Genomic DNA, 26,785 nt, shown 5'->3' with positions numbered 1-26,785 from the left:
TAGGCGCCCGTGGATGTAGCGAGCCACTTTATTATAATTAACGCGAGATTGATTAGAACATCATTTTATCCAGCCCCCACTGATGTGGGGCTTTTTTATGGAGCGTCAGATGAGAAAGATATCGAAAGAAGGATTGGCACTTCATCTTGAAGTTTTAAAATCAAAGCTTTTTCTACTAAACTCATGATGTCAACCAGAGCAGTACAATCTTATCACTCATATTTTCATGTCTAGAAAATTGAGATAATGCCATCCATAAATCGCATAAGAAGTTAGAATCTACCTTCATTGCACGCCTCCGTGGACTTGTTCTCTCAAACATGCTGCCCATCCTTTAAGTGTGATTTTTGTTGAAGGCAGCACCTTTTCTGTTCCATCCGGTTTTTGAATGGTGATGGCAGAACAGTCCATGAATCCTTTGTTGATTTTATCCTGATTAAGGTAACAATGGACCACTTGGAGCACGTCGATACACCCAATCATTTTTACGCAAGTAATCTATTAAATCCTTTGGTCTTATCTCCAACATCTTCGCGGCTTCAATCAAACCAAACAAACCATCAGAGCGTTTTAAGCCTTCTAAAGCTTTTGCTTTTGGTGCTAATTCTGAAATAACATGGTCTTTCTGCTCAATTTGACTTTGTAGATGATTTAAGGCGCCAAGTAATACTTCGGGTTTGGAGTAATCAATTTATGGAATAGCTACTTGTCTTTCCAACGGTTAATTATCTTTGCTCGTAAGGCAGTGCTGTAACTAGAAACAAGAATTAAGCATTCACGCTTTGGCGGGTTATAACAAGGGCGGCTTTCACCTTATGTTATCAAGGTAGTGCCCACCAAAATCAACCTTCTCAAATTTGAGGGCGTTAAGTTCTTCAAGCGTTTTCTTGATGTCACGCAACGAAGCCAACCCGCTGGGAAGTACCTTTTACATTGATTTTATTGACTTTTTATGGAAAAACAAAGCATAAGTGATAATCTGTTTTTAAAATTGCAATCAAAGTGTGTAATGCATAAACTCATAAGGATATGGAATATATAGATAAAGTTTAAGAACATAATCTAGCCTTTCTTATTAACAGCCAGCGTATTCATGATGAGCAAGTTGGTACTGTATATTGGCAATTAATCTCTCATTGGCTTTTTTTACAATAGCACTTGTAATCTCTGGCTTTGACATCACCTTAGCAATTGAGGGTCCCTCTTGTTTTGCAATGGGGAATTGATTTCCATCCACTCTTTGAAAAACATTACCATTCAGCTTTTTTAATTCAACACGCTTTGGAAAACTCCGATCCTTGATAAAAACATGGGCAAGATTTGTTTTTTTACAAACATTTTGTAAGCCACGCTGCGTTTTGTTCTTTTGCTTTAAAAAATTTAAGAAGTATCGGTGTTCCAGGACCAATGATATCTGTCTCAAGAAACCTTGCTGTCGCCTTTTCTTTAATATAAACACCTCTTCTTATACGCTTTATTTGGGCTGATGAGATGTCTGCAACTTGCTTTTCAGTAAAGCGTTCAACTTGTTTTGCTGCAGTGTTTAGAGCATTACGCAGAGCCCAATTAAGGCGAGGGGCTTGAAGGCTTGTGAAGGTATCTTTTGCCTGTTGAAGATACCATTTTTGGTGGATAATTAACTTCAACGTCTAAGCCTTTTTAAGAGTAGGTGTTGATGATTGAGAGACCTTAGATGCTTTTGGTTTTTCGAGTAAGGTTTCTTCAGTCATTGGTTCAGATAATGTTTGTGCTACTTCTTGTTCTATCTGCTTAATTTGTTCAACTGTCTTTTTAGGTTTTGCTGTTGTTTTGACGTCAACAAAAGGTTTTGCAGCATTGGCGCGCTTGAGACGTGCGTAGACCTGATTAGAAACTTCAACAAATGGATTATTGGGGGGTAATGGTTCAAAGCGAACAGCGCTTTTATTGTCTCCAACAACACACATTGACGTAGTGATGACAGCTTTCATTATGGCTCCTTTTGAGTCATAATTAATGACATAATTAGTCAAATATTGATTTTTATTCTGTGAAAAATTGATTAGCTGATTGTCAGCAGAAAAAAATCATGATCTTATGCTTTTTTACTTTTTACCTAAAGTTGGTGTTTTTAAACATTTAAAAGTGTAGAAAAAATTCAAGTAAGAAATGTTGATAACCTTGCTAAGACTTCATCCATAATTATATATGGAATAGTTTCCATTCTTTTTCCATTACGCGCTACTATATCTAAAGCACGCGGTTGGTCACAGCGTATCACACCTGTTGTATGCAGCCCTGTTCCCACCAATGAAACAGCAAAGCCTGCTATTCTAGCAAAATTTCCTCCACTCGTAATGGGCAAAACAATGGGTGTTTTTGTTAAACGATTAAACGCCTCCGGTGACACAATCAGTACAGGACGCGTTCCTTTTTCTCATAGACAGAGGTTGGGTCAAGCGATACAAACCAAATTTTACCCCGCTTCATTACAAGAGCTCTCTGCCAATAAGCTTAGCATCAAACCACTCTACATCTTTATCCGCAAAATCGTCCGAAGGATTACATTCGGCTAACAATTCTTCAAGAGTGTAATTTTGCGATATTTGTGGTTTTACAACCAATTGTCCATTATCAATAGCCAAACCCACTTGCATATTTTCAGTAAGATGAAGAACATCAAACAATGCAGGCGGTATAGAGAGCATAACGGATCCTCCAACTTTACGTAATTTTGTTGTGCATAAAACGCCCTCTCTAATATTATATAAAAATATAACATAAAGCCCATGATTCAATAGCTTTTAATGCTTTTGTGCAAATGTTTAAGAAGCGCATTTAGAGCAATACGCAATATACTCTGAATAAAGTCAATATTTTTTTAATTTCTGAAAAACATAAAAATATAAAAGTTATAATACCAAACAAGGCTCTTAGCTGCTTATCTGTAAACATATTTATTTCTTGCGGTTTTCGATAATTTTTTGATCTCTCTGTTGATCTCGTCTATAAGAGGTTCGTAATTGAGAATGCTTTTCGGAATATCACCACCGTAAACCCATGCTTTTACTTGCGCTTTGGTACTAAAATCCGCATTCTTAGGTGTTTTGTAATACTGACCACCATCAAACTTTTCACACTCTCTTGTGCCGTCTTCGTATTCGTAGAGGTTGTAAAAATACTCCTCTGTCCCATCCCCCATGGGGCATACCCACTGCCGTTGCAACAAACCTCTTTCGCATGGGTTGTTTACGGTTTTTTAAGAATAGATGTTTTAAAATGAACATACTTTAATCCTAATTTTACAAATTTGTCTATTTGCCTCAAATTTGACCGTACAGAGCGTTTTATAAGATAGGTTTTTTATCATAAAATCTTTAAATCACTCTGTACGGTGCCATTTTGTCGATTTAAATGCACATCCAATCACAAAACGATCAGCAATTTTCATTAGTTTGCTAATTTGCAGTGTTTTTCACTTGCTTTTCAACCAACGCGAGTGGTTTTGAATTCTCTCTCATTGCCTTTTCTTTCAGCCTTTTTTCACGGGTGTTCAAAACAGCCTTGCGTACAAGATTGGCTTTTGTCAAAAGACTATTTTCCAAATCACGACATAATCTTACTAACTCACGAGTGCTTGGAAAAAACGTATCCGATAAATCTTCTACCTCATCGCATAAAATCCCCGTTTAACCGTTTTTATGAGTGACCACGCAGAAACACTTTCCAAAAACATTCCATAGGTAAGCGCTATACCTTCATGATCTGCCTGTTGCGAAATTTTTTAAACCACACGAAAGCATCCGAATTGCCTTGGTTATGTCCTCTTTGCTCGCTTTTATTGAAAACAATTCGTGAAGTTGATCACACGCTTCTAAGGCAATCGCTTCCTGCTGTTGTGTCAATGCTTGCCACTTTTCAAAACTAAAGGAAACTCCGGAGCTATCATCTCGTGAATGTGTTTCAAAGTGACCTCGAGGCCCGATATCAAGGATGCTGTCTGAGATGCGTTCATCTACACTTTTTTGCCTTTAAGAGTGATTTTCCATAGTTTTTTCCGTTCTCTAAATCCTCGATAGCTTTTTGCACCCAGTTGCGCCACATTGCTTTCCAATCCGTTTTGCGTGCATCTTTGCCTGTTCTAGCTTTCCAATAATCTCGAAATTTTGCCATTTCGGCTTTGACACGCTCTGGAGGTAATCCCTCTTCGATTGCGAAATCATAAACAGGTTCGAAATCATCAGGGGTACGACAACCACTGTCATTTCTAACCCGTTTAGCTTTTTTCGTAATGTTCTCTTGCTCGTGAATGGAAGGTTGGTTTTCTACACCCGTTTCGATTTGCTCTGATGTGGTCTCAACAGCAGCAACCTATGTTGGTTCGTCAACCTGTTCGTTTGTTTCTAAATTTTCAGAAGCAGTTTTTTTTGCTAAAATGATAGTTTTAGTTTATATATATTCTTATTCTGGTTCTTTATAGCTTGATTTTGCTTAGCGTTTGCTTCAGCAAAATCATTAAAATGTTTTTTATAGCGTTTTTTATTGTACACCTTTTTTCCAGCCTCACTATGAATTTGCGATATGGGCGCTTTTTTATCAGTAAAATCTTTTAGCTCTTCTTCAATGCGCGTATTCGACAAACCATTATCTTTCTCAAGAAATTTACCATTCTTCATGAGATATTCGACAATAGTTGCAAACTTTTTTGCGAGCAATTGCAAGCGCGGGCAAGCATTTCAAAATCTGTTTTAATTGGTGCTTTTTTGTCATATATGCGAATGAAAAGCGTTATATAAATGCCCCTTTGTTCTCATGTCATTCCATCTATCTCACTGTTCCAGTCATTCAAAAGGAATCTTATCCATGGCATTGCATTAGACATGCGCATTCCCTTCTTTAACTAAATATAAAATTGCTAAAGCATTTGCTTCGTTGTCATCTTTTGGATTGTATTCTTTTGCACACACCGTCTTAATCATCTTTTCTTGTGAGGCATTGACTTTATCTGTTGTGATCTTCATTTTTGTAAGCCATTGCTGAAAACGCAAATAGCGCCTACTATCGCCTTGAAAACGAAAAAATTCAAAATTGACAAGTGCCACTTGTTATACTGCTGTCTACACGAGAAATCGCCCAGCCTGTCTTAGATCTAGATCAAGGTAGAGAACGGTTTGTGTATTGATGATCATCTTCCCCCATGAAGGCTGTTGCGTATTTATATGTGCGCTATGACAGAGCGTGTTGTGATTGCCTGTTTTGAAAAAATGGTCGTGAGAAAGTACTTGAAACTACTTTTGGGCCAATTTTTTACTGCCATTCGAGGAAAAATAATCTTAGAAGCAGTTGATTTTCGAATTAACTCTTCTTGTTTTTGAATCACATCTTTTTGTGCACGTATTATTTCAGCTTCTTTATCTATTATTTTGTCTTTTGCATCTATCTCTTTTCTGAGCTTTTGCGTCGTTTTACAAGAGTCATGAAGAGTATAAGTCAATCCCAAATTAGCAATATTGATTGCCTCTCCATCCTATAAAGACGAGGAGGAGGTCAAAGTGCTAAAAAGGTATCTCAAAAAGCAGCAATGATTCGTATTTTAGTACCACCGCGGTGCCGTCTTATAGCGTTATAATAAAGTTACGAAAGGTGGTTTAGAAGGTGCTTTAATTTTTTTTGATTTTTAATAAATCATTGGAAAATAAGAGAGATTAAGATAATCTGGTGCGGACGGCGGGACTTGAACCCGCAAGGTCTTCGACCGGCAGATTTTAAGTCTGCTATGTTTACCGTTTTCATCACGTCCGCGATGTGATTTCTCTCATAAGCTATATCTTTTATTGAATCAAGAATTAATGACAAAAGAAACATTTTTCATTTTTTAGTGAAATTTTGACTGACAATAGTTTCCTTTATCGATAGAAAAAGCTTTTATAATGTAAATAAAGTATGAAATGATTAGTGTTATGAGTCAATTTATTCAAGACGTCACAAAAGCTATGGTGGGATTGCATCACGTGTTTGCTGAAACACCACTTCAAAGAAATGATTTTCTTAGTCAAAAGTATGATGCAGAAATTTATTTAAAGCGTGAAGATTTAACACCGGTGCGGTCTTATAAGATTCGTGGTGCTTTCAATTTTGTTTCAGAAATGCTTAGCTGTATATCACCAGATTCTGCATTTGTTTGTGCTTCAGCGGGGAATCACGCGCAAGGGGTTTCTTTTGTTTGTCGTTATTTTAAACGTAAAGGCGTGATTTTCATGCCTATGACAACGCCACAACAAAAAATTGAAAAAACACGTATTTTTGGTAAAGAATTCATTGATATTCGTTTGGTTGGTGAAACATTTGATCAATGTTATGAAGCTGCGCAATCCTTTGTCGTAGAGAGCGGTGGTGTAATGGCTCCACCTTTCGATGATATTCGCATTATTACAGGGCAGGCAACAGTGCTTTGTGAAGCAGCTTTACAATGGAAAAAACTCAATGGAGAAAGTGAGCCAGATTTGATGATTGTGCCGGTAGGGGGTGGTGGTTTGGCAAGTGGAGTGAGCAAGTTTTTACATGAATATGGTTGGAAAACAAAGCTTCGTTTTGTTGAGCCGCAAAGAGCTGCAAGTTTGCTTGCTTGTTTGGAGAGTGGAAAACGCGTCAAGCTTGAAAGCATTGACACTTTTGTAGATGGTGCTGCTGTGGCTGAAATTGGTGCTCTAAACTATACAATTCTAAAGCAATTTCCCCCTGATTCTGTCATTACGGTTCCTGAAAACCGCGTTTGTTCTACGATGGTTGAAATGCTTAATGTTGAAGGTGTGGTTCTTGAACCGGCTGGTGCTTTATCGATTGATGCGCTTAACAGTATTCCTCCTCAAGAGTTAAAGGGGAAAAAAATTCTTCTCGTTATTTCAGGAGGTAATTTTGATTTTGAGCGTTTGCCAGAAATTAAAGAGCGTTCTTTACGTTTCCAAGGGTTGAGAAAATATTTTATTTTTAGTTTTCCGCAACATCCTGGTGCATTGCGTCATTTTCTTTCCACATTATCACCAGATGATGATATCGTACGTTTTGAATATCTTAAAAAGTCAGCGAGAAACTTTGGTTCTGTATTGGTTGCGATTGAAACAAAAAAATACGGTAATTTTTGTCTTTTAGAGGAAAAATTTCAAGCGTTAGGTTGGCGTTATCGTGATATTACTGATGATCAAACGTTATTTGATTTTGTTATTTGAGAAACTGAAATTTTACTAAAACAAGAAGTATAATGATGAAACCTATTTTTTATTCGGTGCTGAGTCTATTTTTCTTTTTGATTGTTAATCAACAGAGTTTAGCATCTCAGCCAACAATAGTACAAAAAGATGAACTTTCAAGAGTCGTTGTTGATGTCAATAATGCTATAAAAAATGGGGATTTTATGCCCATTTCTCGTTATATGCCTGAGCGGCTTTATAAAGAGATGGCACATCGATTGAATACAACAGAGAGTGCTTTACGTAGTGATTTTCTTCAACAGTTGCATAAGAAATTTGAGGGGGTGCCTTCTGGTGCTTATTATTTAGATAAAGAAAATATAGAGTATTTACAAACTGATAACGGTACTTTGTATGCTTTAATTCCAACAGTTCTTGAGATGAAAGATCGCATCATTCAATATAAAACTTTGGCGATTTTTGATAAAACACAATGGTATTTAATTTATGGCGGTCAAAAAACTTTACAAAATCCAGTTTTTCTCGAGATTTATCCTGATTTTATCAAGGTACATTTACCGATGGACACAATCATCAAAAAGTAAACGATCTAAATATTGTTTTTATTCATGATAAATGTATTTCGTAAAGTTCTTGCTTTTTTATCATAATCCAAAGATAATAGAGATGAAGGCATTTAGGCTGGTTTGTTGGCTTTTTGTAAAGTGAAGTTTATACGCCTTTATCTTGATTTCAAGGTGTTCATGAGTTGCGCAAGCCGCTTTTTAGGCGTTGCTTCATTTAAAATGTCAGGGATTTCTCTTGCGCGGATTCTTGAGTGGAGAGTTCAGATGGTTACTTCTTTTGAGTTCTTCAGCTAAGGAAAGATTTTATTTTGCCTATAAAAGAAGAAAATGTTTTTACAAAGTTAGGTTTGCCTACTCTTTTGATTAAAAATTTACTCATTGCTGGGATGAGTAAACCTAAACCTATACAAGAACAAGCTATTCCAGTTATGTTGAAAGGACACGATATTTTAGGTGTTGCTCAGACAGGTTCTGGAAAAACCTTGGCATTTAGTTTGCCTATTTTAAGTCAGATTTTGGCTTTAGGTGATAAACGCTGCCCTAAAACTGCACGCGCTTTGATTTTAGCTCCAACGCGTGAACTTGCTGTTCAGATTGATGAAACGATTTGCACTGCGGCGAAAGGAGCACATCTTTCAACATGTCTTATTTTTGGGGGCGTATCACGTTTAAAACAAATTAAACGTATGGAAGCAGGTGTGGATGTTTTGATAGCGACTCCAGGGCGTTTGAGAGATCTTGTTCGTGAAAAGTGTGTTGATCTTTCCCAATCTCGTTTTTTGATTTTGGATGAAGCAGATCGTATGTTGGATATGGGTTTTATTCATGATGTTAAGCAAATTGCAAAGCTTTTGCATCAAGAACGTCAGACAGCACTCTTTTCTGCAACAATGCCGAGGGAAATTGCTGTGCTTGCAAAATGTTTACTCAATGATCCGGTTAAAATTGAAGTTGTTCCTCAAGGTACTACGGCTGTAGAGATTTGCCAAAAATTATATTGTGTTCCTACGAATGAAAAAAAGAATGTTTTAAGTAAACTTTTGACAAATCCAGCTTTTGATTCGGTTATTGTTTTTACTCGAACTAAACATGGGGCAGATGCTGTCACACGTAGTTTAGAAAAGGTAGGATATTTAGTCGCAACAATTCATGGAAATAAATCACAAGGTGCTCGCCAGTCTGCTTTAAAAGCTTTTCGTGAAAGATCTGTGCAGATCCTAGTGGCAACAGATATTGCTGCACGCGGTATTGATATACCAGGGATAAGCCACGTTATTAATTACGACTTACCAGATGAAGCTGAAAGTTATGTACATCGTATTGGTCGTACAGGACGTAATGGCGCATCTGGTGTAGCACTTACGCTTTTTGATGAGAAGGTAGAAAGGTCCCGCCTGTGTGCTATAGAGCGCTTGATTCGTATGAAATTGGTGGCTGAGGCTGTTCCAGAACAATTTGCAGCGTTTCCAGAAAAGCCAATTGTACGAGAAAGTAAAGAAAAAGAAAACGATAAGGAACGCCGTTTTAAAAAATCTAAACGTCAAAAACAGTTTTTAGGTCGAAAAGATGATACCGCACAGTTGCAGCGGAAGAATTCTTCACCTCAAAATGAGAGGCATAAAAAAGCAAAAACAGTAGTAAAGCGTGCAAAGCCTCTTCGTTTTCGAAAATCAGTTAAGAGGGCTGCTTAGATAAAGTCTTGAAAAAAGATCATGTACTGGAGATTTTTTACTTTTGTTGATTTATTCTCAATTGAAAAGAGCTATAAAATACTCTTGTCAAAGTAAGAAGATCCTTTAGAGGTTTTCATTTTTTAGAAATGAAAACTTCTAACTTTTTGGATTTATTAAAAATCTTTATTGTAGAGGCAATTATTTATTTGCTTTATTCCTATTTTTTTAAATGGGAATAAAAGTAGATTTTATTTATATAAAACTATTTTTATAAAGGATGTGTTTTATCTTTAATGATAACTTTTAATTTTAAAAATTGATGTCTAATAATAACTCATTGTTTTATATATTGAATAATTCATTATATCGTATTTTTTTCATTTTGAAGTTATTTATGCGGATCAATCAAAAGTATTCGCTTGCACGTTATGTGTGAAGTTGTCATATAGATAATCATTTGAAAAATAAATAAAATAATTTTTATAAACTCTTTCCAAGGCAATGGGGGATTGCTGAGATTGAGAGTTGGAAAATAGTACGATGGTATGGCTTTTATTATAAATAAAGATGGGGCTGATCAATCGATTTCATTTTATACCATTTACGGGGGTGTCATTGTGAAAGAGTCTTGGCGGATTTAAGAGATATCTCTTTAAAAAAGCATGTGACTGCATAATACAATAGCGAGAATGTCATGATTTCTGAAGGCTTTCTCAGGATTCTTAACAATTTAGCTCGTTATTTTGGTTTTTACTGTAAAACTATTATTTGTGGGATATAAAGTATTTGGGGGATATAAAGCCTATAAGATTTTATGTATTAAATGTTTTATGACAGTGTGGTGAACAAGGCAAGGTTGTTTGTAAAGCGTTGAAGTGGTTAGTAGGAGAAATAACCTGTTAGATAAGACGTCGGAGTGTTTACAGACTTGTTTTATGTTTTTTTGCTTTTAGGATGGGGAGGGGGTTATGTGGGGTGTATGGAGATAATATATGACCTTGATTATTGTTTCTTCCATTTTTCAAAATGATTGCTTCATGAGCAGGTTTTTAAGTTTAACTCCTTTATTAAGTAGAAATCATTCTTTCTTTGGAAAAAAATATATGAGACCGATTCATTGCTGATGGAGCTTAATAACTCATCTCTGATGAAAGAAATCGTAATTTATAATGTGCAAATAATTGCTGTGTCCTCTTATAAAGGCGCGGTAGTTTGAAAAAAGTATTTAAAATGAATCAATCGCTTTTTGCGTTCATTGCAAAAAACACATCCCGTAGGATATTGCGTTTCTACTTTATTGCAAAAATCCTATTCCATTACTTTTATTAACGAATCCCTCATGTCTAAAAACTTTAGAAAAAACAATAAACTACGTGGAATAAAAGAAAAGTGGCTCCCCGGGCCGGATTCGAACCAGCGACCAACCGGTTAACAGCCGGTTGCTCTACCGCTGAGCTACCGGGGAATGGTGCCCAATCATCTCGTTGAAAAGGCTATAGCAAAGCAATACTGATTTGCAAAGGATAAAATTACTTTTTTTAAAAAAATATGATAAATTGTGTAATAAGAGGAAAAAAGGCGAGAGAATATTTCTACACCTTGACGGATGCGTTGCCTTCCCTTATTGAAACCTTTATGTTTGTTGACGAGGCCTCGTGGCGGAATGGTTACGCAGAGGACTGCAAATCCTTGTATCCCGGTTCGATTCCGGGCGAGGCCTCCAGCCGATTTTAAACGAAACGGCTTTTAAGGGAGATGAGGTATAGGAAAATAGATTATTTCCCTCTATTCTTGTGAAGACACTTTTGTATGAGAGATTATACAGTTAAAATCTAATTGTTGACTGTAGTATCCTTTTTTGTAACGCCCATAGTTTAAGAGATCTTTATCCCTTATTGTCGCTGTTTTGTTTGTTTTTTGTAGGTTAGGAGAAAATATTCGTTATGGTTGCAGATTTTGCTGAGCTTCGTCGCAAAATGGTTGACAATCAAATTCGTACAGTCGATGTAACGGATTTATCAGTTCTTGAAGCCTTTTTAACGGTATCTCGTGAAGATTTTGTATCGGAAGATATGAAAGTGTTAAGTTATCTTGATACTGATATTGTTCTATGTCCAGAGCAAGATGGGGTTCCTGCACGCTATTTGATGAAACCTGCGTCTCTAGCGAAATTACTACAGCTTGCCGCTGTAAAATCATCAGATGTTGTTTTAGATATTGGTGCAAATAGTGGTTATTGTGCAGCGTTGCTTGCAAAACTTGCAGGGTCTGTGATTGCGCTGGAAAGTGATAAATCTCTCTTTGAACGTGCTCTTGAAGCTTTAGAACGGAATCAATGTGATAATGTGGTTGTCGTTCATGGTCCATTAGAGAAAGGATATGCCGTTGAGGGACCTTATGACGTGATTTTCATTGAGGGATCTGTTGATTTTATTCCTCAAGGTATCTTTGATCAAATGAAAGACTGTGGACGTCTTGTTGTGGTTGAAGGGCATGGAAATGCTGCTGTTGCACAAATCTATATAAAAGAAGATGGGATCATCTCGGCTCGTCGTGCTTTTAACCTCGCTGTAAAGCCTCTTCCTTGTTTTTTCAAAACACCTGGTTTTGTGTTTTAGTGCTTGTTTGTTTTGTGAATAAAAGATAATTTTGTAATTTATTTGGGGTTTGTTATTGTGTGTATTATGTTTAGAGTAAACAAGAAGTTTCAGGCGTGTTTATTGCTGGTGTTGAGTGTTTTTCTATCAGAGGCTGTTTGTGCTGAAACATTGATGGATGCCTTTTCTAAGGCTTATAAATATAATGCTAAGTTGAATAGTGAACGTGCAGCTGTGCGTATATCCAGTGATGATGTTGTCATTGCGCGATCGGGGCTATTGCCACAGGTTGAGGGGGTTGGGAACTATGGGCGCAATAAGTCTTTTACAGGTCCTTATGTCACTTCTGGATCTATAGGAGTGAGATTAAATCAAAGATTATTTGATGGTTTTATCACGCAAAATATCTTTTCTTCAGCTCAAGTTAAGTTGCAGGCCCAGCGTGAATATCTTCGTAATGTTGAACAAAATACGTTTCTGGAGGCGGTGACCGCTTATGCTAATGTCTATCACGCACGTCGTGTTGCCGATCTTCGGAGAGAAAATTTGGCAGCTCTTGAGGAACAAGTTCGTTCAAATAAAGCAAAATTTGATGTGGGTGAAGGAGGGCATGTTGATCTTGCTCAAGCTCAAGCTGCACGTTCCGTGGCGGTTTCAGAGCTGAGTCTTGCTCGTTCTGATGTAAAAGCAGCAGAGGCAGTGTATCGACAAGTTATTGGTTCTGATCCTGAAAAGTTAAAACGCCCACCTGTAGCCAAAGATTTTCCCGTCAACCTTGATATGGCTTACCAAATGAGCGTTGTGATGCATCCAGCAATCCTTTATGCTAAATATTTAGTCGATGCGAGTGTTTATAATGTAAAGGCGAAAGAAGGGGCATTGCTCCCTAAAGTTGATTTTTCTGCAACTGCATCTTATAATCGAATCTACAGCGGGGTTGGAGAAGATGGCGTTTCTAAATCGATAGGGTTGTCAGTAAGTGTCCCAATCTTTGAAGGAGGGCGTACGTCTGCGCAAATTCGCCAATCAAGGGAACAGCTTGGACAGGCGCAGCTTCAACTCGATTTGGCGCATAGTAATACGCGACAAGCACTTACTTCTGCTTGGTTTCAGTTGGAGGGCGCACGCTCATCTGTTGTTGCTTACCGTGAAAGTGTTCGTGCTGCTGAAATTGCTCTGAAAGGTCGTGTTCAAGAAAATCGCGTAGGGCAAGCAACGACGCTGGATGTTTTAAATTCTCGTACTCTATTGATTAATGCTCAGATTGCGCTTGCAATGGCAGAGCGTAATGCTGTTGTGGCGAGCTATAGTGTTCAATCTTCTATTGGTAAATTGACTGCAAGTTATTTAGGTTTAAAAACAATTAAATATATCCGATAATACATAAAAGTATCTCTTTGAATCTTATTAAATTATTTTAGTTTTTAAAAGATTAGTAAATCAACAGTTGAATATGTTGAAAGATATTGCGGCGAGATATTATTTTTACTAAGTGTAGAAAACTGTGTGTAGCGCCCTCTTTATGACAAGCATATTTGAAAATATCGTAGGAGGCATGTTGATCTTATAATTCTTTTGCATACACTGAAAATATGATTCTATTTGTTGTTGCGTCTTTGAGAGGTTGTAAAGTATGGTACAGAGTTCAAGCGTGTTACGTGAGCCAAGTATGGATGAAATTTTAACATCTATTCGTGAAATAATCGAAGAAAATGCGGTTCAATCTGATCACTTTTTAAATGAAGATGTTGCAGTGAATGCTTCAGAAGTTGCATCCGAGGGTATTTATGATACAACCTTATCGGTTGATGATGCTATGAAAGCTTTAGCTGATCGTATTGGTCTTTCTTCTGAAAATCAAGGGGGGAAGATAACGCAAGAAAAAGAGGATATAGAGGCAGAAAATAATACAGTTGGTATGGATATGCAAAAGATGAAGCTTTCTTCTGAAGAACGGAATTCTGTTTATAAAGCAAAAGAATATGAAGATGAGATAAGGAAATCACAGTCAGACGCAGGAAGGGATGGTCATGTGGAATTGTCTGCATATTGTATTTCTTCTGCAGAAAAGATTGCAAAGGATGTGTTGCGTCCGGCTATAGCAGAATGGTTACAGTCTAAATTGCCTATTTTGCTGGAAGATATTTTGCGTGAAGAGATTGTGAAGGCGATTAAAAAATCGTCTTAATTATTTTTATGTTTTTCATTTTATGGGGATTTTGTTTGCGATTTTGCGAGCTCTCTAGTGAATGGCTGAGATTCACGAGATTCTGATCAGGTTTTGGTCATATATTGTGTTTTTCAGCGGCGTTATGGATGGATAGAATGTTAGAAAAAAACTATGATGCTTCCTCTATAGAGCAACGGGTTGCAAAGAGATGGGAGACTCGTGGGGCTTTTAAAGCGGGAGCTGGTTCTAAAAGCGATGCAGAACCTTTTTGCGTTATGCTTCCACCTCCTAATGTTACAGGCTCACTTCATATGGGGCATGCGCTCAATACGACAATTCAAGATATAATAGTTAGATTTCAGCGGATGCGTGGCAGAAATGTGTTGTGGCAGCCTGGTATGGATCATGCTGGAATTGCTACGCAAATGGTAGTGGAGCGTCAACTTGCAGAACGCCAAGAGCCAACGCGTCAAGAAATGGGGAGAGAAAAGTTTATTGAGCGTATTTGGGAATGGCGTTATGAAACTGGAGGCGTTATTGCAAACCAGTTGCGTCGCCTTGGGGTTTCATGTGATTGGTCGCGTGAGCGGTTTACAATGGATGAGGGGTTGTCGCAGGCGGTTCGTGAAGTCTTTGTCACGCTTTATAAGCAAGGGTTGATATATAGGGATAAGCGCCTCGTCAATTGGGATCCTAAATTGTTGACAGCTATTTCAGATCTTGAAGTTGAGCAAAAAGAAGTTCAAGGACATTTGTGGCACTTTAGATATCCACTTGAAGGTAAAATTTTTGATCCAAATGATGCGACAACTTATATAACAGTGGCGACAACACGACCAGAAACAATGCTTGGTGATACAGGAATTGCTGTTAATCCTGAAGATGAGCGTTATAAACATCTTATCGGTAAAAATGCTCTTTTGCCGCTTGTTGGTCGTAAGTTATTAATTGTTGGTGATAGCCATGCTGATCCTGAGGCTGGAAGTGGTGCTGTAAAAATCACACCAGCTCATGACTTTAATGACTTTGAAGTAGGACAGCGTAATCATTTACGCTTGATCAATATTTTTACCCAGCAAGCCGAGATTTTTCTTCGTGAAAATGAAGCATTTTTCGATGGTTTGATTTTATCAGATGAATTAAAAATGTTAGTAGAAAATCTCGATAAATCTGATCGTTTTGTTGCTCGCCAGAAGATTGTTTCTTTGATGGAAGAACAGGGATATTTAGCTTCTGTTGATGATCATACCCATATGGTTCCTCATGGAGATCGCAGTGGTGTCCCTATTGAGCCTTTTTTGACAGATCAATGGTATGTTCATGCTGCTGAATTAGCAAAGCCAGCGATAGAGGCTGTTCAACAAGGCAAAACGCAGTTCGTTCCAGATAACTGGAAAAAGACGTACTTCAATTGGATGGAAAATATTCAACCTTGGTGCATTTCTCGCCAATTATGGTGGGGACATCAGATTCCTGCTTGGTATGGTCCTGATGGAACGGTTTTTGTTGAAAAAAGTGAAAAAGAGGCTTTAGATTCAGCTTTTGCTCATTATGGTGAGGTTGTTGAATTAATCCGTGATCCGGATGTTTTAGATACTTGGTTTTCATCAGCTCTTTGGCCTTTTTCAACATTAGGATGGCCAAATAAAACGACTGAATTATCTACTTTTTACCCAACATCTTTATCTGTGACAGGATTTGATATTATTTTTTTCTGGGTTGCTCGTATGATGATGATGGGACTTCACTTTATGGGTGACGTTCCTTTCCCAACGGTTTATGTGCATGCTCTTGTACGGGATCAAAAGGGTGCAAAGATGTCAAAATCAAAGGGAAATATTATTGATCCCTTAGAGCTTATTGATCAATATAGTGCTGATGCACTTCGATTTACTTTAGCTATTATGGCAGCACAAGGTCGTGATGTAAAACTTGATGTTTCCCGTATTGCTGGTTATCGTAATTTTGCTACGAAATTGTGGAATGCTACCCGATTTGCACAGATGAATGGTGTGAAGCATGATCCAGCTTTTAAACCAGAACAAGCAAAACTGGCGCTTAATCGTTGGATTTTAACAGAGTTATCTAAAACGATTTCAGCAGTTACGACTGGTATTGAACACTATAAATTTAATGAGTCAGCTGCCACTCTTTACCGTTTCATTTGGAATACATTATGTGATTGGTATTTGGAGCTTCTCAAACCTATTTTTCAGGGGGAAAATGAAGATGCTAAAAATGAGGCTCAAGCTTGTACTGCTTGGGTTTTAGATGAAGTTTATAAACTTCTTCATCCTTTTATGCCTTATATGACGGAAGAGTTGTGGTATCTTACAGAAACGCAAGCCATCAAGCGTGAGGATATGCTCGCATTGACAAAATGGCCAGAGGAAACATTGATAGATGAAGAAGCTGCTGATGATATTAATTGGCTTATTGATGTCGTCACAGGGATTCGGTCTGTACGTTTTGAAATGAATATTCCAGTGGCGACACAAGCACCTCTTGTTGTTGTTGAAGGAGGGGAAGTAACGCGAGAGCGTGTGAAGCGTTATGATGCACTTCTAAAAAAATTAGCGCGTATTGAAGTTATTGATTTCTCTGATAAAGTTCCGGAAATATCAGCACAAATGATTTTGGGAGAGGCTGTTTTTTGTTTACCATTAGGACAGTTGATTGATTTGGAGGCTGAACGTGTTCGTTTGAGGAAGGATGTCAGTAAAATTGAACAAGATATTGAAAAAATATCGCTTAAGTTAAACAATCCCAAATTTATAGCAAATGCAAAAGCAGAAATTGTTGAGCGTGAGCGGAACAGGGTTGTAGAACTGCGTGCAGCGCAGAAAAAAATATTTGTTGCTTTAGAGCGGTTAGATTGATTTCAACTTTTTATTTTTTTGATAGATAATTGCATACCAGTAGGGCTAGTATAGATCTTCTTTAAAAGGAAACTTTTTCTTTTGTTAGTTTTTCATGAACGATCATAAAATCTCTACTGAAATCCATTGTTTTATGTTTATCATTAAAGAGACATCTTTTAAGGCATCCAAGCCTATTCCACGACGTAGATCATGAATGGTATAACGGTAAATCTATTGAGCTTCCCTTCTTTATGCTTGTGAAGTAACAAGCGCTGGGGGCACCATTCTGTCCAATATCCGGACAACCCTTAGCTCAAACCGTTCGTAAGAGGCATTTTTAGTTCTTTCTTACACAGAGTTTTTATCCACATAGCTCTCTCTACTTGTAATGTGCAAGCGGATGGTTTTGATTGATTTAACATGGAACAAGTTTGGAATGAGAGAATCTTACGATATTCGAGGTCCTCATTCAACATGCAAAATGGTAAAGTATCATTAAAATCAATATCTTGTTTTATTTCTGTAAAATATCATCATTTAGAGTAGCAATATAAGGCATGTAAAATTACATATGTGGTATTTTTTGTATGTAGTGGTGAGTATTCTGAGGTAAAACTTGTGTGTAAAGTATGAAGTAACCCCATGTGAAATGATGTTAGGTGCAATCCGTTAAACAAAAAGCTGTATTGTTTATAGATTGACGGAGGCAAAAAACTTCATCTTTAAGGTGGTAAGGCAGTCGTGAAGTTATAAGTTAACTATCATCATTATATTTATCCATCTTTCGTATTGTTTTTTATACTCAAACGTTTACCATTCATCATGTATTCTCTTCGTTCTCAAGTTGCTGTTTAATGCACGTTATTCTATTGAACGATTTTTGCTCATACGTATAAAATTTTAAGATCGATAAATCCTATTGGATGGTTTTTATCTATTTGTTTTTTCTTTTAAAATTTTTACTTTAAAATTGCGTATGCTTCTTACTAAGAAAAAGAGTTTAAATATCTACAAAGAAATTTGTAACAGATATAATCATTAAAATTGAGGTAGGGGGAATGGTTAATAGGTTTCAGATATGGAAAAAAGTCACGATTGTTGTGATTTTAGAGGGATTCTTTTCGACTGTTTATGTAATAGATGTCAATAGCTTGCAAGAAGCGAATGATGGTTCGTTTTATTTTTTAAAACGTGGCATGTCTGTTTATAAAAATGGGCATATAACTCAGGCTATTGCAGCATTACGTTGTGCTGCTAAGAGAGGCTATATTGGTGCGAATTGGAAACTTGGCTCTATCTATGCAAACGGTGATGGTGTCCCTAAAAATGATTATAAGGCATATAATTTTTTTGCATATATTGTTGAAAAAGGTGCTGATCTTGGTTCAGAGGATGAAAGTTATGTTTCTGATGCATTGATTAAACTTGCCGGATACATAAAAAAAGGTATTCCTCAATCACCTGTGAAACCTGATCCTTCTTATGCTTCTCATCTTTATATGCAGGCTGCGGTAAACTATGGAAATCCTAAAGCTCAGTATCATTTAGGAAAAATATTTTTAAAGGGAGAGGGAAGGGAGAAAAATCTTATACAAGCAGCACGATGGTTTCAACTTTCAGCAAAAAAAGAAAATCCTTCTGCCCAAGCAATGCTTGGAAATATACTGCTTAAAGAAGGAAAAATTGTCCGTGGGGCAGCAATGTTAACTGCTGCCTATAAAAAGCTAACGTAAAAGACGAAAATTGGATTCACCCTTTGCAAGAAGAGGCTTTTGCTCTTTGTAATGAATCTGAGAGACGTACAGCAATTTCACTGGTTGTTGAGATTTTAAAGAATAACAGTTTTTAAACATCTGATTGTAATATTTTTACATTCTCTCATCTTATATTAAACTCTGTTTTCTTGTATACAAGTTCATAGTAAAGATAGCTTTTTTTGATAATCTAACGGCTAATGACTTAGGATTTTAGACAAAAATTCTTGCGTTCTCGGTTTTCTTGCTTGCGGATCAGAAAAGAACTCTTTAGATGAGCAGTCTTCAAGAATTGTTCCTTGATCTATGAAAATAACACGCTCCGATACTTTTTGTGCAAATCCCATTTCATGGGTTACACAAATCATCGTCATACCTTCTTCTGCTAAGCTAATCATGACATCGAGTACTTCACCTACCATTTCAGGATCTAGAGCAGATGTTGGTTCATCAAAAAGCATGACAAGTGGATCCATAGTTAAGGCACGTGCAATAGCAACACGTTGTTGTTGCCCTCCAGAAAGTTGACCAGGATATTTATCTTTGTGTTCAATGAGTCCAACGCGTTCAAGATATAACAATCCACGTTCAAGTGCTTCTTTTTTGCTTCGTTTTAGGACTTTGATTTGTGCAATTGTCAAATTTTCTGTGACAGATAAATGGGGGAAAAGCTCGAAGTGTTGAAACACCATTCCTACCTGACTTCGCAATTTAGGCAGATTCGTTTTTTTTGAATGAACTGGTATTCCATTAATCCAAATTTCACCTTTTTGAAAAGGGACGAGAGCGTTAATAGTTTTAATGAGTGTTGACTTTCCTGAGCCTGATGGACCACAAACGACAACGACTTCTCCTTTATTAATGTTGGTTGTACAGTTTTTAAGGACTTTAATTTCGCCATACCAATTAGAAACATTTTTTATTTCGATCATATGAGTAGACATTTTTTTTCCTGTTAGCGAATAATGGATACTTTTTTTTGTAAATACAAAACTATTTGTGACAGTGTAAAACAGATAACAAAATAGAAAATAGCTGCTAAGATATAAGCTTCTTGCTTTACACCAAAATTATTAGCAGCAATATCAAAACCATTCAAAAGGCTATGACCACTGATGGCATAAACAAGGGTTGTATCCTGAAAAAGGATAATAACTTGTGTTAAAAAGACTGGAAGCATATCTCTAAAGGCTTGAGGAAGAATGACAATGTACATACTTTGCCAATATGTCATTCCAAGAGCTTGTCCTGCATATTTTTGTCCTTGCGGAACTGAATTGATTCCAGCACGCATAATCTCAGCAAAATAAGCCGTTTCAAATGCGGTAAAGGTAATGAGTGCTGATTTATTTGCACCAATGGATATACCAGTTAAAAAAGGCAGAAGCACGAAAAACCATAAGATAACCATCACAAGTGGTATTGAACGCATAGCTGTTATGTAACTGATTGCAAACCAAGAAAGAAGTTTTATGGAAGAAAGGCGCATCATTGCTAAAAGTGTGCCGAAAACAAACCCCAATACCGTTGCAAAAAGAGTTAGAAAAACGCTAAAGAGTAAACCTGATAAAATGTAAGAACGAAATACATCAAAGGTAAAAAAGGAAAAATCAAAGTCGGAAAAATTGAAAGGAAAATAAAGTCCAAACTGAGAGCTTATGAAATTCACCATATTCAATTTCCCTTTGTTTGAAAATTAGGAATTTTGAGTATTTGTTCAATGACTGTCATCACAATGAATACGAATAAGGCTATTAGAATATAAAGGATCGTAACAAGCAAATAATTTTCGTAAACATGGCTTACTTCTTCAATTGTTTGGTATTGAAATTGCATGAGCTCATTTATTGAAACGGCGAATGCTATAGATGAATTTTTCACAATCCCCATTGCTTCTGAAGTAAGAGGTGGCATAATTGCACGTATAGCACGTGGTAGTATAATATAGCGATAACTTTGATAAGTTGTAAATCCCATTGCCATAGCAGCATAGCGTTGTCCAGAAGGAATCGCTTCAATGCCTGAACGAACCTGTTCAGCAATGCGTGCAGATGTAAAGAATCCCAATGCGCATGTTATTAAGAGAATGGGGGAAAATTTCATCGCTGGTGGATAAATCTTCGGAACAACAAAATACCACAAAAACACTTGTACAAGGAGGGGAATATTACGCATAATCTCTACCCAAATAGTACCGATAGTGCGAAATATATAATTGATTATGGATGTTTTGGGTAAAGTGCGCATTGTTCCTATAATAACACCACACAATACAGCTAATATAAGTGAAGTGATAGACAATATAATTGTATTTTTTAAGCCATCGAGAAGTGTATCTAAATAGGTATGACTTACGCCGGGAGTTCCCAAGCATCCTGTTACCAATGTTTGAGTAAGGTCATCTCTACAAAGGAAAGAAAAGTCCATTAATTGATATTCCCTCAAATTAGTCATTCACAAATAGGACAATAAACCACGCGCATCTACATAGTCCAGATTTATTAAAAAGTGAATTAAAATATAAACCACACTCAATTTCAAAAGAGTGTGGTTCTTCTTTATTAAACTCTATAAATCTTTTTCTGCGTAGCTTTCTCGAGGCTTATTATTTGGGTGATCCCAAGCATATCTTGTTTGTTTTGATAAGGGAAGGTTCATAACAGTGTTAGCAGGTGGGATCGGTTTCATAAACCACTTATTATAAAGCTTTTCCAGTGATTCATCTTTAATCTGACGTACGATACTATCGTTGATTGTTTGTTCAAATTTTTTGTCATTTAATCTGAGCATACAGGCAATAGGTTCGACTGAAAGTACAGTATCAAGAATGACATAATCAGATGGATTCTTTGATTTAGCAATATGTCCAGCAAGAATTGAAGCGTCCATGACAAAAGCATCTGCCTTACCAGATTCTAATAATAAAAAACTATCTCCGTGATCTTTCCCCTTTAAAACTTTAAACTGAATGTTTTTTGCACGTTTATTTTTACGAATAAGTTGAACAGATGTTGTACCGGTGGTCGTTGCAACTGTTTTTCCATTTAAATCCTCAAGAGATTTAATGTTAGAGTTTTTCTTTACAGCAATCCGAACCTCTTCAATGTATGTCGTATAAGCAAATGCTGCTTCTTTACTGCGGGCAATATCATGTGTTGTTGAGCCGCACTCAAAATCATAGGTTTTATTTTTTAAGAGAGGAATTCTATTTTGAGAAGTGATGGGAAGATAATGAACTTTAATTGGTTTACCAATTTTTTTTGAGATATCATCAATGATCCGTTCTGCCATTTCTGTATGAAAACCTACATATTTATTATTACCAAGGGCGTAGGCTAAACCAGATGATTCACGGACACCTAAAGTAATTTCCCCTGTTCGTTTTATTTTTTCAAGAGTATCATGTTCAGCATGCGCGAAACTTGAGAATCCAATGGCCGTTGCTGCAATAAGCATTAATAATGATTTCTTCATTTATGTCCTCCATTCATTTATTTTTATTTTATTTGCTTAAGATATACTGTTTATATGCTGTAGCATAGTTATTATTTTTGAGTGGAATTTTTTTGTTGTCTCATGAAATGAGGATTTTACTTTCTTAATTGATATTAAGGTGAATCCAAACAGGAACGTGGTCGGATGGTTTTTGATATCCCCTTACTTCTGTTTGGCTATGAGCGCAAATTAATTGATCAACAGCTTCTGGTGATAATAATAAATGATCAATGCGAATCCCATTATTCTTAGGCCAAGCACCTGCCTGAAAATCCCAAAAACTGAAGGAGGGAGTATCGGTGACATTCCGGATAGCATCATAAAAACCTAAATGAAGAATACGTTGGAATGCTTTTCTTGTTTCTCCAAGAAATAAGGCATCTTGATACCATTCTTGAGGTTTTTTTGCATCTAATGGAGTGGGGATGACATTATAATCACCTGCTAGAATAAGAGGTTCTTCATACGCAAGCAATGATTTTGCATGTGTATATAATCTTTCCATCCATTCTATCTTATAGGAATATTTTTCACTCTCAATAGGATTCCCATTTGGCAAATAGAGAGATGCAACACGAACAACACCTTTGTTTGTTGAATAAACAGCTTCAATGTAACGTGTTTGTTTATCATTATCATTGCCTGGTAATCGACGGATCACTTCATCTGGTGTTTTTTTAGAGAGAATCGCAACGCCATTAAAACTTTTTTGTCCGTGTGTTTCTATATGGTAACCTAAATTTTCAATTGTATCGCGTGGAAAATTTTCATCAATACTTTTAATTTCCTGTAAACAGACTATGTCCGGTTGGCTTTGCTGCAACCATTGACATAATGTTTCATGTCGCGCTTTTATTCCAGCAATATTCCACGTTGCTATTTTCATGGTGCTCATCATTAGATATCAAATATGCAATTCAATTTACTGCTATGTTTTACTACAGTCACATCGCTGTTTTTTTGTTTATAGGGGATATTACTATGGTAAATTAATTTATCAAGAGTAGCGGTAAAAGCAAATTTAAAGCTTTAAAATTTAATTTATTTTCATTTTTAAAAACTTTCTGCTGTTTAGTTCTTGACGAATGTACGTGTTCTCGCTATTAGAAATGAACATAACCGATGTGGATGTAATCAGGTGTTTTGGATATGAGCCGGAAAATTATTCACAGGTGTTAAGAAGATTAAAAGCAAATGCTAGTGCAAAAGGCTATTGCCTTCTCTGCTTATGGTCGGGTAAACTGTTTTGTACAGGTATGCCCGATTTTGTGTGTAGACTTAGATATCTGCTCCGATTTTGTTGGGGTGGATAGAAATGAAAATAGAAAAGCCCGATTGGGTGAGACGAATGTAGATCGAAAAGAGGAAGGTTGCATGCCTACCGTAAACCAGTTGATTCGCAAGCCGCGTGTAGCGCCAGTTAAACGTAATAAGGTTCCTGCTCTGCAGTCGAATCCGCAGAAGCGTGGTGTTTGTACGCGTGTTTATACGACAACACCGAAGAAACCTAATTCTGCTCTTCGTAAAGTTGCTAAAATTCGCTTGACGAATGGATTCGAGGTGATTGGTTATATTCCTGGAGAGGGACATAATCTTCAAGAGCACTCTGTTGTAATGATTCGTGGTGGTCGTGTGAAAGATTTGCCAGGAGTTCGTTATCACATTATTCGTGGTTTGCTTGATACGCAGGGTGTCAAGAATCGTAAACAGCGTCGTTCAAAGTATGGCGCAAAGCGTCCAAAATAATATTGAGAGACAAAGCCAATGTCCCGTCGTCATAGAGCAGAAAAGCGTGAGATTAATCCAGATCCAAAATTTGGTGATTTGGTTATTATGAAATTTATGAATGCCATTATGTTTGATGGTAAAAAATCAGTTGCAGAGCGTATTGTTTATGGTGCGCTCGATTCTGTAGAAAAAAGAGTAAAAACAGATCCTGTGGCTCTATTTCATCGAGCTTTAGAGAATGTTGCTCCTCACATTGAGGTTCGTTCACGCCGTGTTGGTGGTGCTACTTATCAAGTTCCGATTGATGTTCGTCCTGATCGTCGTCAGGCTCTTGCTATTCGTTGGTTGATTGCGGCGGCACGAGGTCGAAATGAAACGACGATGATTGAGCGTTTATCTGGTGAATTGATGGATGCGGCTAATAATCGTGGTTCTGCCGTGAAAAAGCGTGAAGATGTTCATCGTATGGCTGAAGCTAATCGTGCTTTTTCTCACTATCGCTGGTAGAAGTTTTAAACTAAGGCAAATATAATGGCTCGCGAATATAAAATTGAAGATTATCGTAATTTTGGTATTATGGCGCATATTGATGCTGGTAAGACTACGATGACTGAACGTATTCTGTTCTATACCGGTAAGAATCATAAAATTGGCGAGACCCATGATGGTGCTTCTACAATGGATTGGATGGAGCAGGAGCAGGAGCGCGGTATTACGATTACATCTGCTGCGACAACGACGTTTTGGGAAGGGCAGGACGGTCGGAAGCGTCGCTTTAATATTATTGATACGCCAGGGCACGTTGATTTTACGATTGAAGTTGAGCGCTCTTTGCGTGTTCTTGATGGCGCAATAGCTTTGTTGGATGCAAATGCTGGTGTGGAGCCTCAGACGGAAACTGTTTGGCGGCAAGCTGAGAAATATCGCGTGCCTCGTATGGTTTTTGTTAATAAAATGGACAAAATAGGAGCTGACTTTTATCGTAGTGTGGAGATGGTTGGTTCTCGGTTGGGTGCTAAAGCGCTTGTTTTGCAGTTGCCGATTGGTGCTGAAAATGACTTTGAAGGTGTTGTTGATCTTGTAGAAATGAAGGCTTTAAAGTGGGATGGTTCTATTGGTGCCTCGGCAGTGATAAGTGAAATTCCCTCTGATTTAAAGGAGAAAGCTGAAGAATATCGCGAGAAATTGATTGAGATGGCTGTGGAGGTTGATGAAGCTGCGACAGAGGCTTATTTGGAAGGTGTTATGCCAACCAACGAGCAGCTTGTTTCTCTCATTCGTAGGGGGACAGTAGCAGTTCAGTTTCATCCGGTTCTTTGTGGTACGGCTTTTAAAAACAAGGGGGTGCAGCCACTTTTGGATGCTGTTGTTTCCTATCTTCCTTCTCCAATTGATATTCCGGCGATTAAGGGTATTGATGTAAAGACTGAGGCTGAGACGACACGCGAATCTTCTGATGATGCTCCGTTATCTATGCTTGCTTTTAAAATTATGAATGATCCTTTTGTTGGTTCATTGACGTTCTGTCGTATTTACTCAGGTAAAGTTCAGAAAGGTATTTCTCTTGAGAATACTGTGAAAAAGAAAAAAGAGCGTTTGGGGCGTATGCTTCAAATGCATTCAAATTCTCGTGAGGATATTGAAGAAGCATTTGCTGGTGATATTGTTGCTCTTGCAGGACTTAAGGAGACGACAACAGGGGATACTCTTTGTGATCCCTTGAAGCCTGTTATTTTGGAGAGGATGGAATTTCCAGAGCCTGTTATTGAGATTGCAATTGAGCCGAAAACAAAAGCAGATCAAGAAAAAATGGGTATTGCTCTTAACCGTCTAGCGGCCGAAGATCCTTCATTCCGTGTTAAGTCGGATGAGGAATCTGGTCAGACTATTATAGCTGGAATGGGTGAGCTTCATCTTGATATTATTGTTGACCGTATGCGGCGTGAGTTTAAGGTTGAAGCAAATGTTGGACAGCCTCAAGTTGCTTATCGTGAGTCAATTACTAAAATCGCGGAAATTGATTATACGCATAAGAAACAATCGGGTGGTGCAGGTCAATTTGCTCGTGTGAAAATTGTTTTTGAGCCTCATGATGGTGATGACTTTATTTTTGAGTCAAAGATTGTTGGTGGTGCTGTTCCTAAAGAATATATTCCCGGTGTCCAAAAAGGGATTGAGAGTGTTATGGGGTCAGGTCCTCTTGCGGGCTTTCCTATGCTTGGTGTAAAAGCGACTCTCATTGATGGTGGTTATCACGATGTTGATTCTTCGGTTTTGGCTTTTGAGATTGCTGCTCGTGCGGCTTTTCGTGATGGGGCAAAGAAGGCTGGTGCACAGCTTCTTGAACCGATCATGAAGGTGGAAGTTGTTACACCAGATGATTATGTTGGTGATGTTATTGGTGATCTCAATTCTCGTCGGGGGCAGATTTCAGGAACTGAAGCGCGCGGCATTGCAACGGTTGTGAATGCAATGGTTCCTTTGGCAAATATGTTTGGTTATGTGAATACTCTTCGCTCTATGAGTCAGGGGCGTGCGCAGTATACAATGCAGTTTGATCATTACGAGCCTGTGCCTTCAGCTGTTGCTTTGGAGATTCAAAAGAAATACGCGTAATTTCAGGTTGGTAATTAATTTTTAACTTAGTCCTTGGCTTGGACGGAAAATGGAGAGCTCAAATGGCGAAGAGCAAGTTTGAACGAACAAAACCGCATGTTAATATTGGTACGATTGGTCACGTTGATCATGGGAAGA

18 protein-coding genes, 3 tRNA genes and 8 pseudogenes are annotated in these 26,785 nt (G+C 37.5%); 13 read left to right on the top strand and 16 right to left on the bottom strand.

Annotated elements, in window-relative coordinates:
- Positions 1 to 285: 285 nt before the first annotated feature.
- The 10 genes and pseudogenes from ACFIMI_RS08375 to ACFIMI_RS08325 form a co-directional block, all read right to left on the bottom strand.
- Positions 286 to 910, bottom strand: a pseudogene (locus tag ACFIMI_RS08375) (phage antirepressor KilAC domain-containing protein).
- A 165-nt stretch (positions 911 to 1,075) separates the two neighbouring features.
- Positions 1,076 to 1,646 (bottom strand): annotated as a pseudogene (locus tag ACFIMI_RS08370) (hypothetical protein).
- Between the two features lie 3 nt (positions 1,647 to 1,649).
- Positions 1,650 to 1,970: a hypothetical protein gene (locus ACFIMI_RS08365; protein ID WP_375613731.1), complete on the bottom strand. Its 321-nt coding sequence runs from the start codon at positions 1,968 to 1,970 to the stop codon at positions 1,650 to 1,652.
- Between the two features lie 167 nt (positions 1,971 to 2,137).
- A pseudogene (locus tag ACFIMI_RS08360) lies at positions 2,138 to 2,469 on the bottom strand (type II toxin-antitoxin system PemK/MazF family toxin).
- Positions 2,469 to 2,687, bottom strand: a complete 219-nt coding sequence (locus ACFIMI_RS08355; RefSeq protein WP_375613730.1) for an antitoxin — start codon at positions 2,685 to 2,687, stop codon at positions 2,469 to 2,471. The pseudogene ACFIMI_RS08360 and the gene ACFIMI_RS08355 overlap by 1 nt, the downstream one beginning before the upstream one ends.
- A gap of 233 nt (positions 2,688 to 2,920) precedes the next feature.
- Positions 2,921 to 3,266, bottom strand: a pseudogene (locus ACFIMI_RS08350) (hypothetical protein).
- Positions 3,267 to 3,437: 171 nt separating this feature from the next.
- Positions 3,438 to 3,569: a hypothetical protein gene (locus tag ACFIMI_RS08345; RefSeq protein ID WP_375671902.1), complete on the bottom strand. Its 132-nt coding sequence runs from the start codon at positions 3,567 to 3,569 to the stop codon at positions 3,438 to 3,440.
- Between the two features lie 454 nt (positions 3,570 to 4,023).
- Positions 4,024 to 4,714 (bottom strand): annotated as a pseudogene (locus tag ACFIMI_RS09870) (hypothetical protein); the annotation flags it as partial.
- A 139-nt stretch (positions 4,715 to 4,853) separates the two neighbouring features.
- A pseudogene (locus ACFIMI_RS08330) lies at positions 4,854 to 5,168 on the bottom strand (hypothetical protein).
- Positions 5,169 to 5,695: 527 nt separating this feature from the next.
- Positions 5,696 to 5,781, bottom strand: a tRNA-Leu gene (locus ACFIMI_RS08325).
- 146 nt (positions 5,782 to 5,927) lie between these two features.
- On the opposite strand from ACFIMI_RS08325, the gene ilvA reads away from it, so the two are divergent.
- The 3 genes from ilvA (at position 5,928) to ACFIMI_RS08310 (ending at position 9,444) form a co-directional block, all read left to right on the top strand.
- The gene (gene ilvA / locus ACFIMI_RS08320) at positions 5,928 to 7,205 is read left to right on the top strand and encodes a threonine ammonia-lyase IlvA (RefSeq protein WP_375612449.1); all 1,278 of its coding nucleotides are present in this window, start codon (positions 5,928 to 5,930) and stop codon (positions 7,203 to 7,205) included.
- Positions 7,206 to 7,240: 35 nt separating this feature from the next.
- On the top strand, positions 7,241 to 7,771 hold the full coding sequence (locus tag ACFIMI_RS08315) for a hypothetical protein (protein WP_375638347.1): 531 nt from the start codon (positions 7,241 to 7,243) through the stop codon (positions 7,769 to 7,771).
- A 290-nt stretch (positions 7,772 to 8,061) separates the two neighbouring features.
- On the top strand, positions 8,062 to 9,444 hold the full coding sequence (locus ACFIMI_RS08310; RefSeq protein WP_375638317.1) for a DEAD/DEAH box helicase: 1,383 nt from the start codon (positions 8,062 to 8,064) through the stop codon (positions 9,442 to 9,444).
- A gap of 1,372 nt (positions 9,445 to 10,816) precedes the next feature.
- Here the strand turns inward: ACFIMI_RS08310 and ACFIMI_RS08305 are convergent.
- Positions 10,817 to 10,891, bottom strand: a tRNA-Asn gene (locus ACFIMI_RS08305).
- 184 nt (positions 10,892 to 11,075) lie between these two features.
- On the opposite strand from ACFIMI_RS08305, the gene ACFIMI_RS08300 reads away from it, so the two are divergent.
- From ACFIMI_RS08300 to ACFIMI_RS08275, 6 genes and pseudogenes are all read left to right on the top strand, one after another.
- A tRNA-Cys gene (locus tag ACFIMI_RS08300) sits at positions 11,076 to 11,149 on the top strand.
- Positions 11,150 to 11,369: 220 nt separating this feature from the next.
- Entirely contained in the window at positions 11,370 to 12,044 is a 675-nt protein-coding gene (locus tag ACFIMI_RS08295; RefSeq protein WP_375613722.1) for a protein-L-isoaspartate O-methyltransferase, read from the top strand.
- Between the two features lie 66 nt (positions 12,045 to 12,110).
- A complete protein-coding gene (locus ACFIMI_RS08290; protein ID WP_375613721.1) occupies positions 12,111 to 13,403 on the top strand; it encodes a TolC family outer membrane protein in 1,293 nt (430 codons plus the stop codon).
- 253 nt (positions 13,404 to 13,656) lie between these two features.
- Positions 13,657 to 14,211 (top strand): DUF2497 domain-containing protein, encoded by a 555-nt coding sequence (locus ACFIMI_RS08285; RefSeq protein WP_375612445.1) that lies wholly within the window; start codon positions 13,657 to 13,659, stop codon positions 14,209 to 14,211.
- Between the two features lie 137 nt (positions 14,212 to 14,348).
- Positions 14,349 to 17,072 (top strand): valine--tRNA ligase, encoded by a 2,724-nt coding sequence (locus ACFIMI_RS08280; RefSeq protein WP_375689062.1) that lies wholly within the window; start codon positions 14,349 to 14,351, stop codon positions 17,070 to 17,072.
- Positions 17,073 to 18,112: 1,040 nt separating this feature from the next.
- A pseudogene (locus ACFIMI_RS08275) lies at positions 18,113 to 18,903 on the top strand (tetratricopeptide repeat protein).
- Between the two features lie 102 nt (positions 18,904 to 19,005).
- Here the strand turns inward: ACFIMI_RS08275 and ACFIMI_RS08270 are convergent.
- The 5 genes from ACFIMI_RS08270 to xth form a co-directional block, all read right to left on the bottom strand.
- Positions 19,006 to 19,752, bottom strand: coding sequence for an amino acid ABC transporter ATP-binding protein (locus tag ACFIMI_RS08270; protein WP_273791447.1), 747 nt, complete (start codon positions 19,750 to 19,752; stop codon positions 19,006 to 19,008).
- Positions 19,753 to 19,763: 11 nt separating this feature from the next.
- Positions 19,764 to 20,480, bottom strand: coding sequence for an amino acid ABC transporter permease (locus ACFIMI_RS08265; RefSeq protein WP_375612443.1), 717 nt, complete (start codon positions 20,478 to 20,480; stop codon positions 19,764 to 19,766).
- A 2-nt stretch (positions 20,481 to 20,482) separates the two neighbouring features.
- Positions 20,483 to 21,235 carry an amino acid ABC transporter permease gene (locus tag ACFIMI_RS08260; protein WP_375612442.1) on the bottom strand — a complete coding sequence of 251 codons (753 nt, stop codon included), beginning with the start codon at positions 21,233 to 21,235 and terminating at the stop codon, positions 20,483 to 20,485.
- A 141-nt stretch (positions 21,236 to 21,376) separates the two neighbouring features.
- Positions 21,377 to 22,282, bottom strand: coding sequence for a transporter substrate-binding domain-containing protein (locus tag ACFIMI_RS08255; RefSeq protein ID WP_375612441.1), 906 nt, complete (start codon positions 22,280 to 22,282; stop codon positions 21,377 to 21,379).
- 124 nt (positions 22,283 to 22,406) lie between these two features.
- A complete protein-coding gene (gene xth, locus ACFIMI_RS08250) occupies positions 22,407 to 23,189 on the bottom strand; it encodes an exodeoxyribonuclease III (RefSeq protein WP_375668574.1) in 783 nt (260 codons plus the stop codon).
- 488 nt (positions 23,190 to 23,677) lie between these two features.
- Here xth and rpsL point away from each other — a divergent pair, with 488 nt between their 5' ends.
- The 4 genes and pseudogenes from rpsL to ACFIMI_RS08230 all read left to right on the top strand — a co-directional run.
- Positions 23,678 to 24,049, top strand: coding sequence for a 30S ribosomal protein S12 (gene rpsL, locus ACFIMI_RS08245; RefSeq protein WP_005773262.1), 372 nt, complete (start codon positions 23,678 to 23,680; stop codon positions 24,047 to 24,049).
- A gap of 18 nt (positions 24,050 to 24,067) precedes the next feature.
- Positions 24,068 to 24,538 carry a 30S ribosomal protein S7 gene (rpsG, locus tag ACFIMI_RS08240; protein ID WP_015856589.1) on the top strand — a complete coding sequence of 157 codons (471 nt, stop codon included), beginning with the start codon at positions 24,068 to 24,070 and terminating at the stop codon, positions 24,536 to 24,538.
- A gap of 24 nt (positions 24,539 to 24,562) precedes the next feature.
- Positions 24,563 to 26,647 carry an elongation factor G gene (fusA, locus tag ACFIMI_RS08235; RefSeq protein ID WP_375681319.1) on the top strand — a complete coding sequence of 695 codons (2,085 nt, stop codon included), beginning with the start codon at positions 24,563 to 24,565 and terminating at the stop codon, positions 26,645 to 26,647.
- Between the two features lie 62 nt (positions 26,648 to 26,709).
- A pseudogene (locus ACFIMI_RS08230) lies at positions 26,710 to 26,785 on the top strand (elongation factor Tu); the annotation flags it as partial.

Source organism: Bartonella sp. AP4SXKL, assembly GCF_042195845.1.
In the GTDB taxonomy this organism is placed as follows: Bacteria; Pseudomonadota; Alphaproteobacteria; order Rhizobiales; family Rhizobiaceae; genus Bartonella.
Note: the sequence above shows the minus strand (reverse complement) of the source record. Positions and strands in the feature narration are given on the sequence as shown.

Coding starts and splice junctions, on each gene's coding strand:
- ACFIMI_RS08355 (WP_375613730.1), bottom strand. CDS start 2,687: ATGCTCTCTATACCGCCTGCATTGTTTGATGTTCTTCATCTTACTGAA.
- ACFIMI_RS08265 (WP_375612443.1), bottom strand. CDS start 20,480: ATGGTGAATTTCATAAGCTCTCAGTTTGGACTTTATTTTCCTTTCAAT.
- ACFIMI_RS08315 (WP_375638347.1), top strand. CDS start 7,241: ATGAAACCTATTTTTTATTCGGTGCTGAGTCTATTTTTCTTTTTGATT.
- ACFIMI_RS08290 (WP_375613721.1), top strand. CDS start 12,111: ATGTTTAGAGTAAACAAGAAGTTTCAGGCGTGTTTATTGCTGGTGTTG.
- rpsL (WP_005773262.1), top strand. CDS start 23,678: ATGCCTACCGTAAACCAGTTGATTCGCAAGCCGCGTGTAGCGCCAGTT.
- ACFIMI_RS08365 (WP_375613731.1), bottom strand. CDS start 1,970: ATGAAAGCTGTCATCACTACGTCAATGTGTGTTGTTGGAGACAATAAA.
- ACFIMI_RS08255 (WP_375612441.1), bottom strand. CDS start 22,282: ATGAAGAAATCATTATTAATGCTTATTGCAGCAACGGCCATTGGATTC.
- ACFIMI_RS08295 (WP_375613722.1), top strand. CDS start 11,370: ATGGTTGCAGATTTTGCTGAGCTTCGTCGCAAAATGGTTGACAATCAA.
- fusA (WP_375681319.1), top strand. CDS start 24,563: ATGGCTCGCGAATATAAAATTGAAGATTATCGTAATTTTGGTATTATG.
- ACFIMI_RS08285 (WP_375612445.1), top strand. CDS start 13,657: ATGGTACAGAGTTCAAGCGTGTTACGTGAGCCAAGTATGGATGAAATT.
- ACFIMI_RS08260 (WP_375612442.1), bottom strand. CDS start 21,235: ATGGACTTTTCTTTCCTTTGTAGAGATGACCTTACTCAAACATTGGTA.
- ilvA (WP_375612449.1), top strand. CDS start 5,928: ATGATTAGTGTTATGAGTCAATTTATTCAAGACGTCACAAAAGCTATG.
- ACFIMI_RS08270 (WP_273791447.1), bottom strand. CDS start 19,752: ATGTCTACTCATATGATCGAAATAAAAAATGTTTCTAATTGGTATGGC.
- ACFIMI_RS08280 (WP_375689062.1), top strand. CDS start 14,349: ATGTTAGAAAAAAACTATGATGCTTCCTCTATAGAGCAACGGGTTGCA.
- xth (WP_375668574.1), bottom strand. CDS start 23,189: ATGAAAATAGCAACGTGGAATATTGCTGGAATAAAAGCGCGACATGAA.
- rpsG (WP_015856589.1), top strand. CDS start 24,068: ATGTCCCGTCGTCATAGAGCAGAAAAGCGTGAGATTAATCCAGATCCA.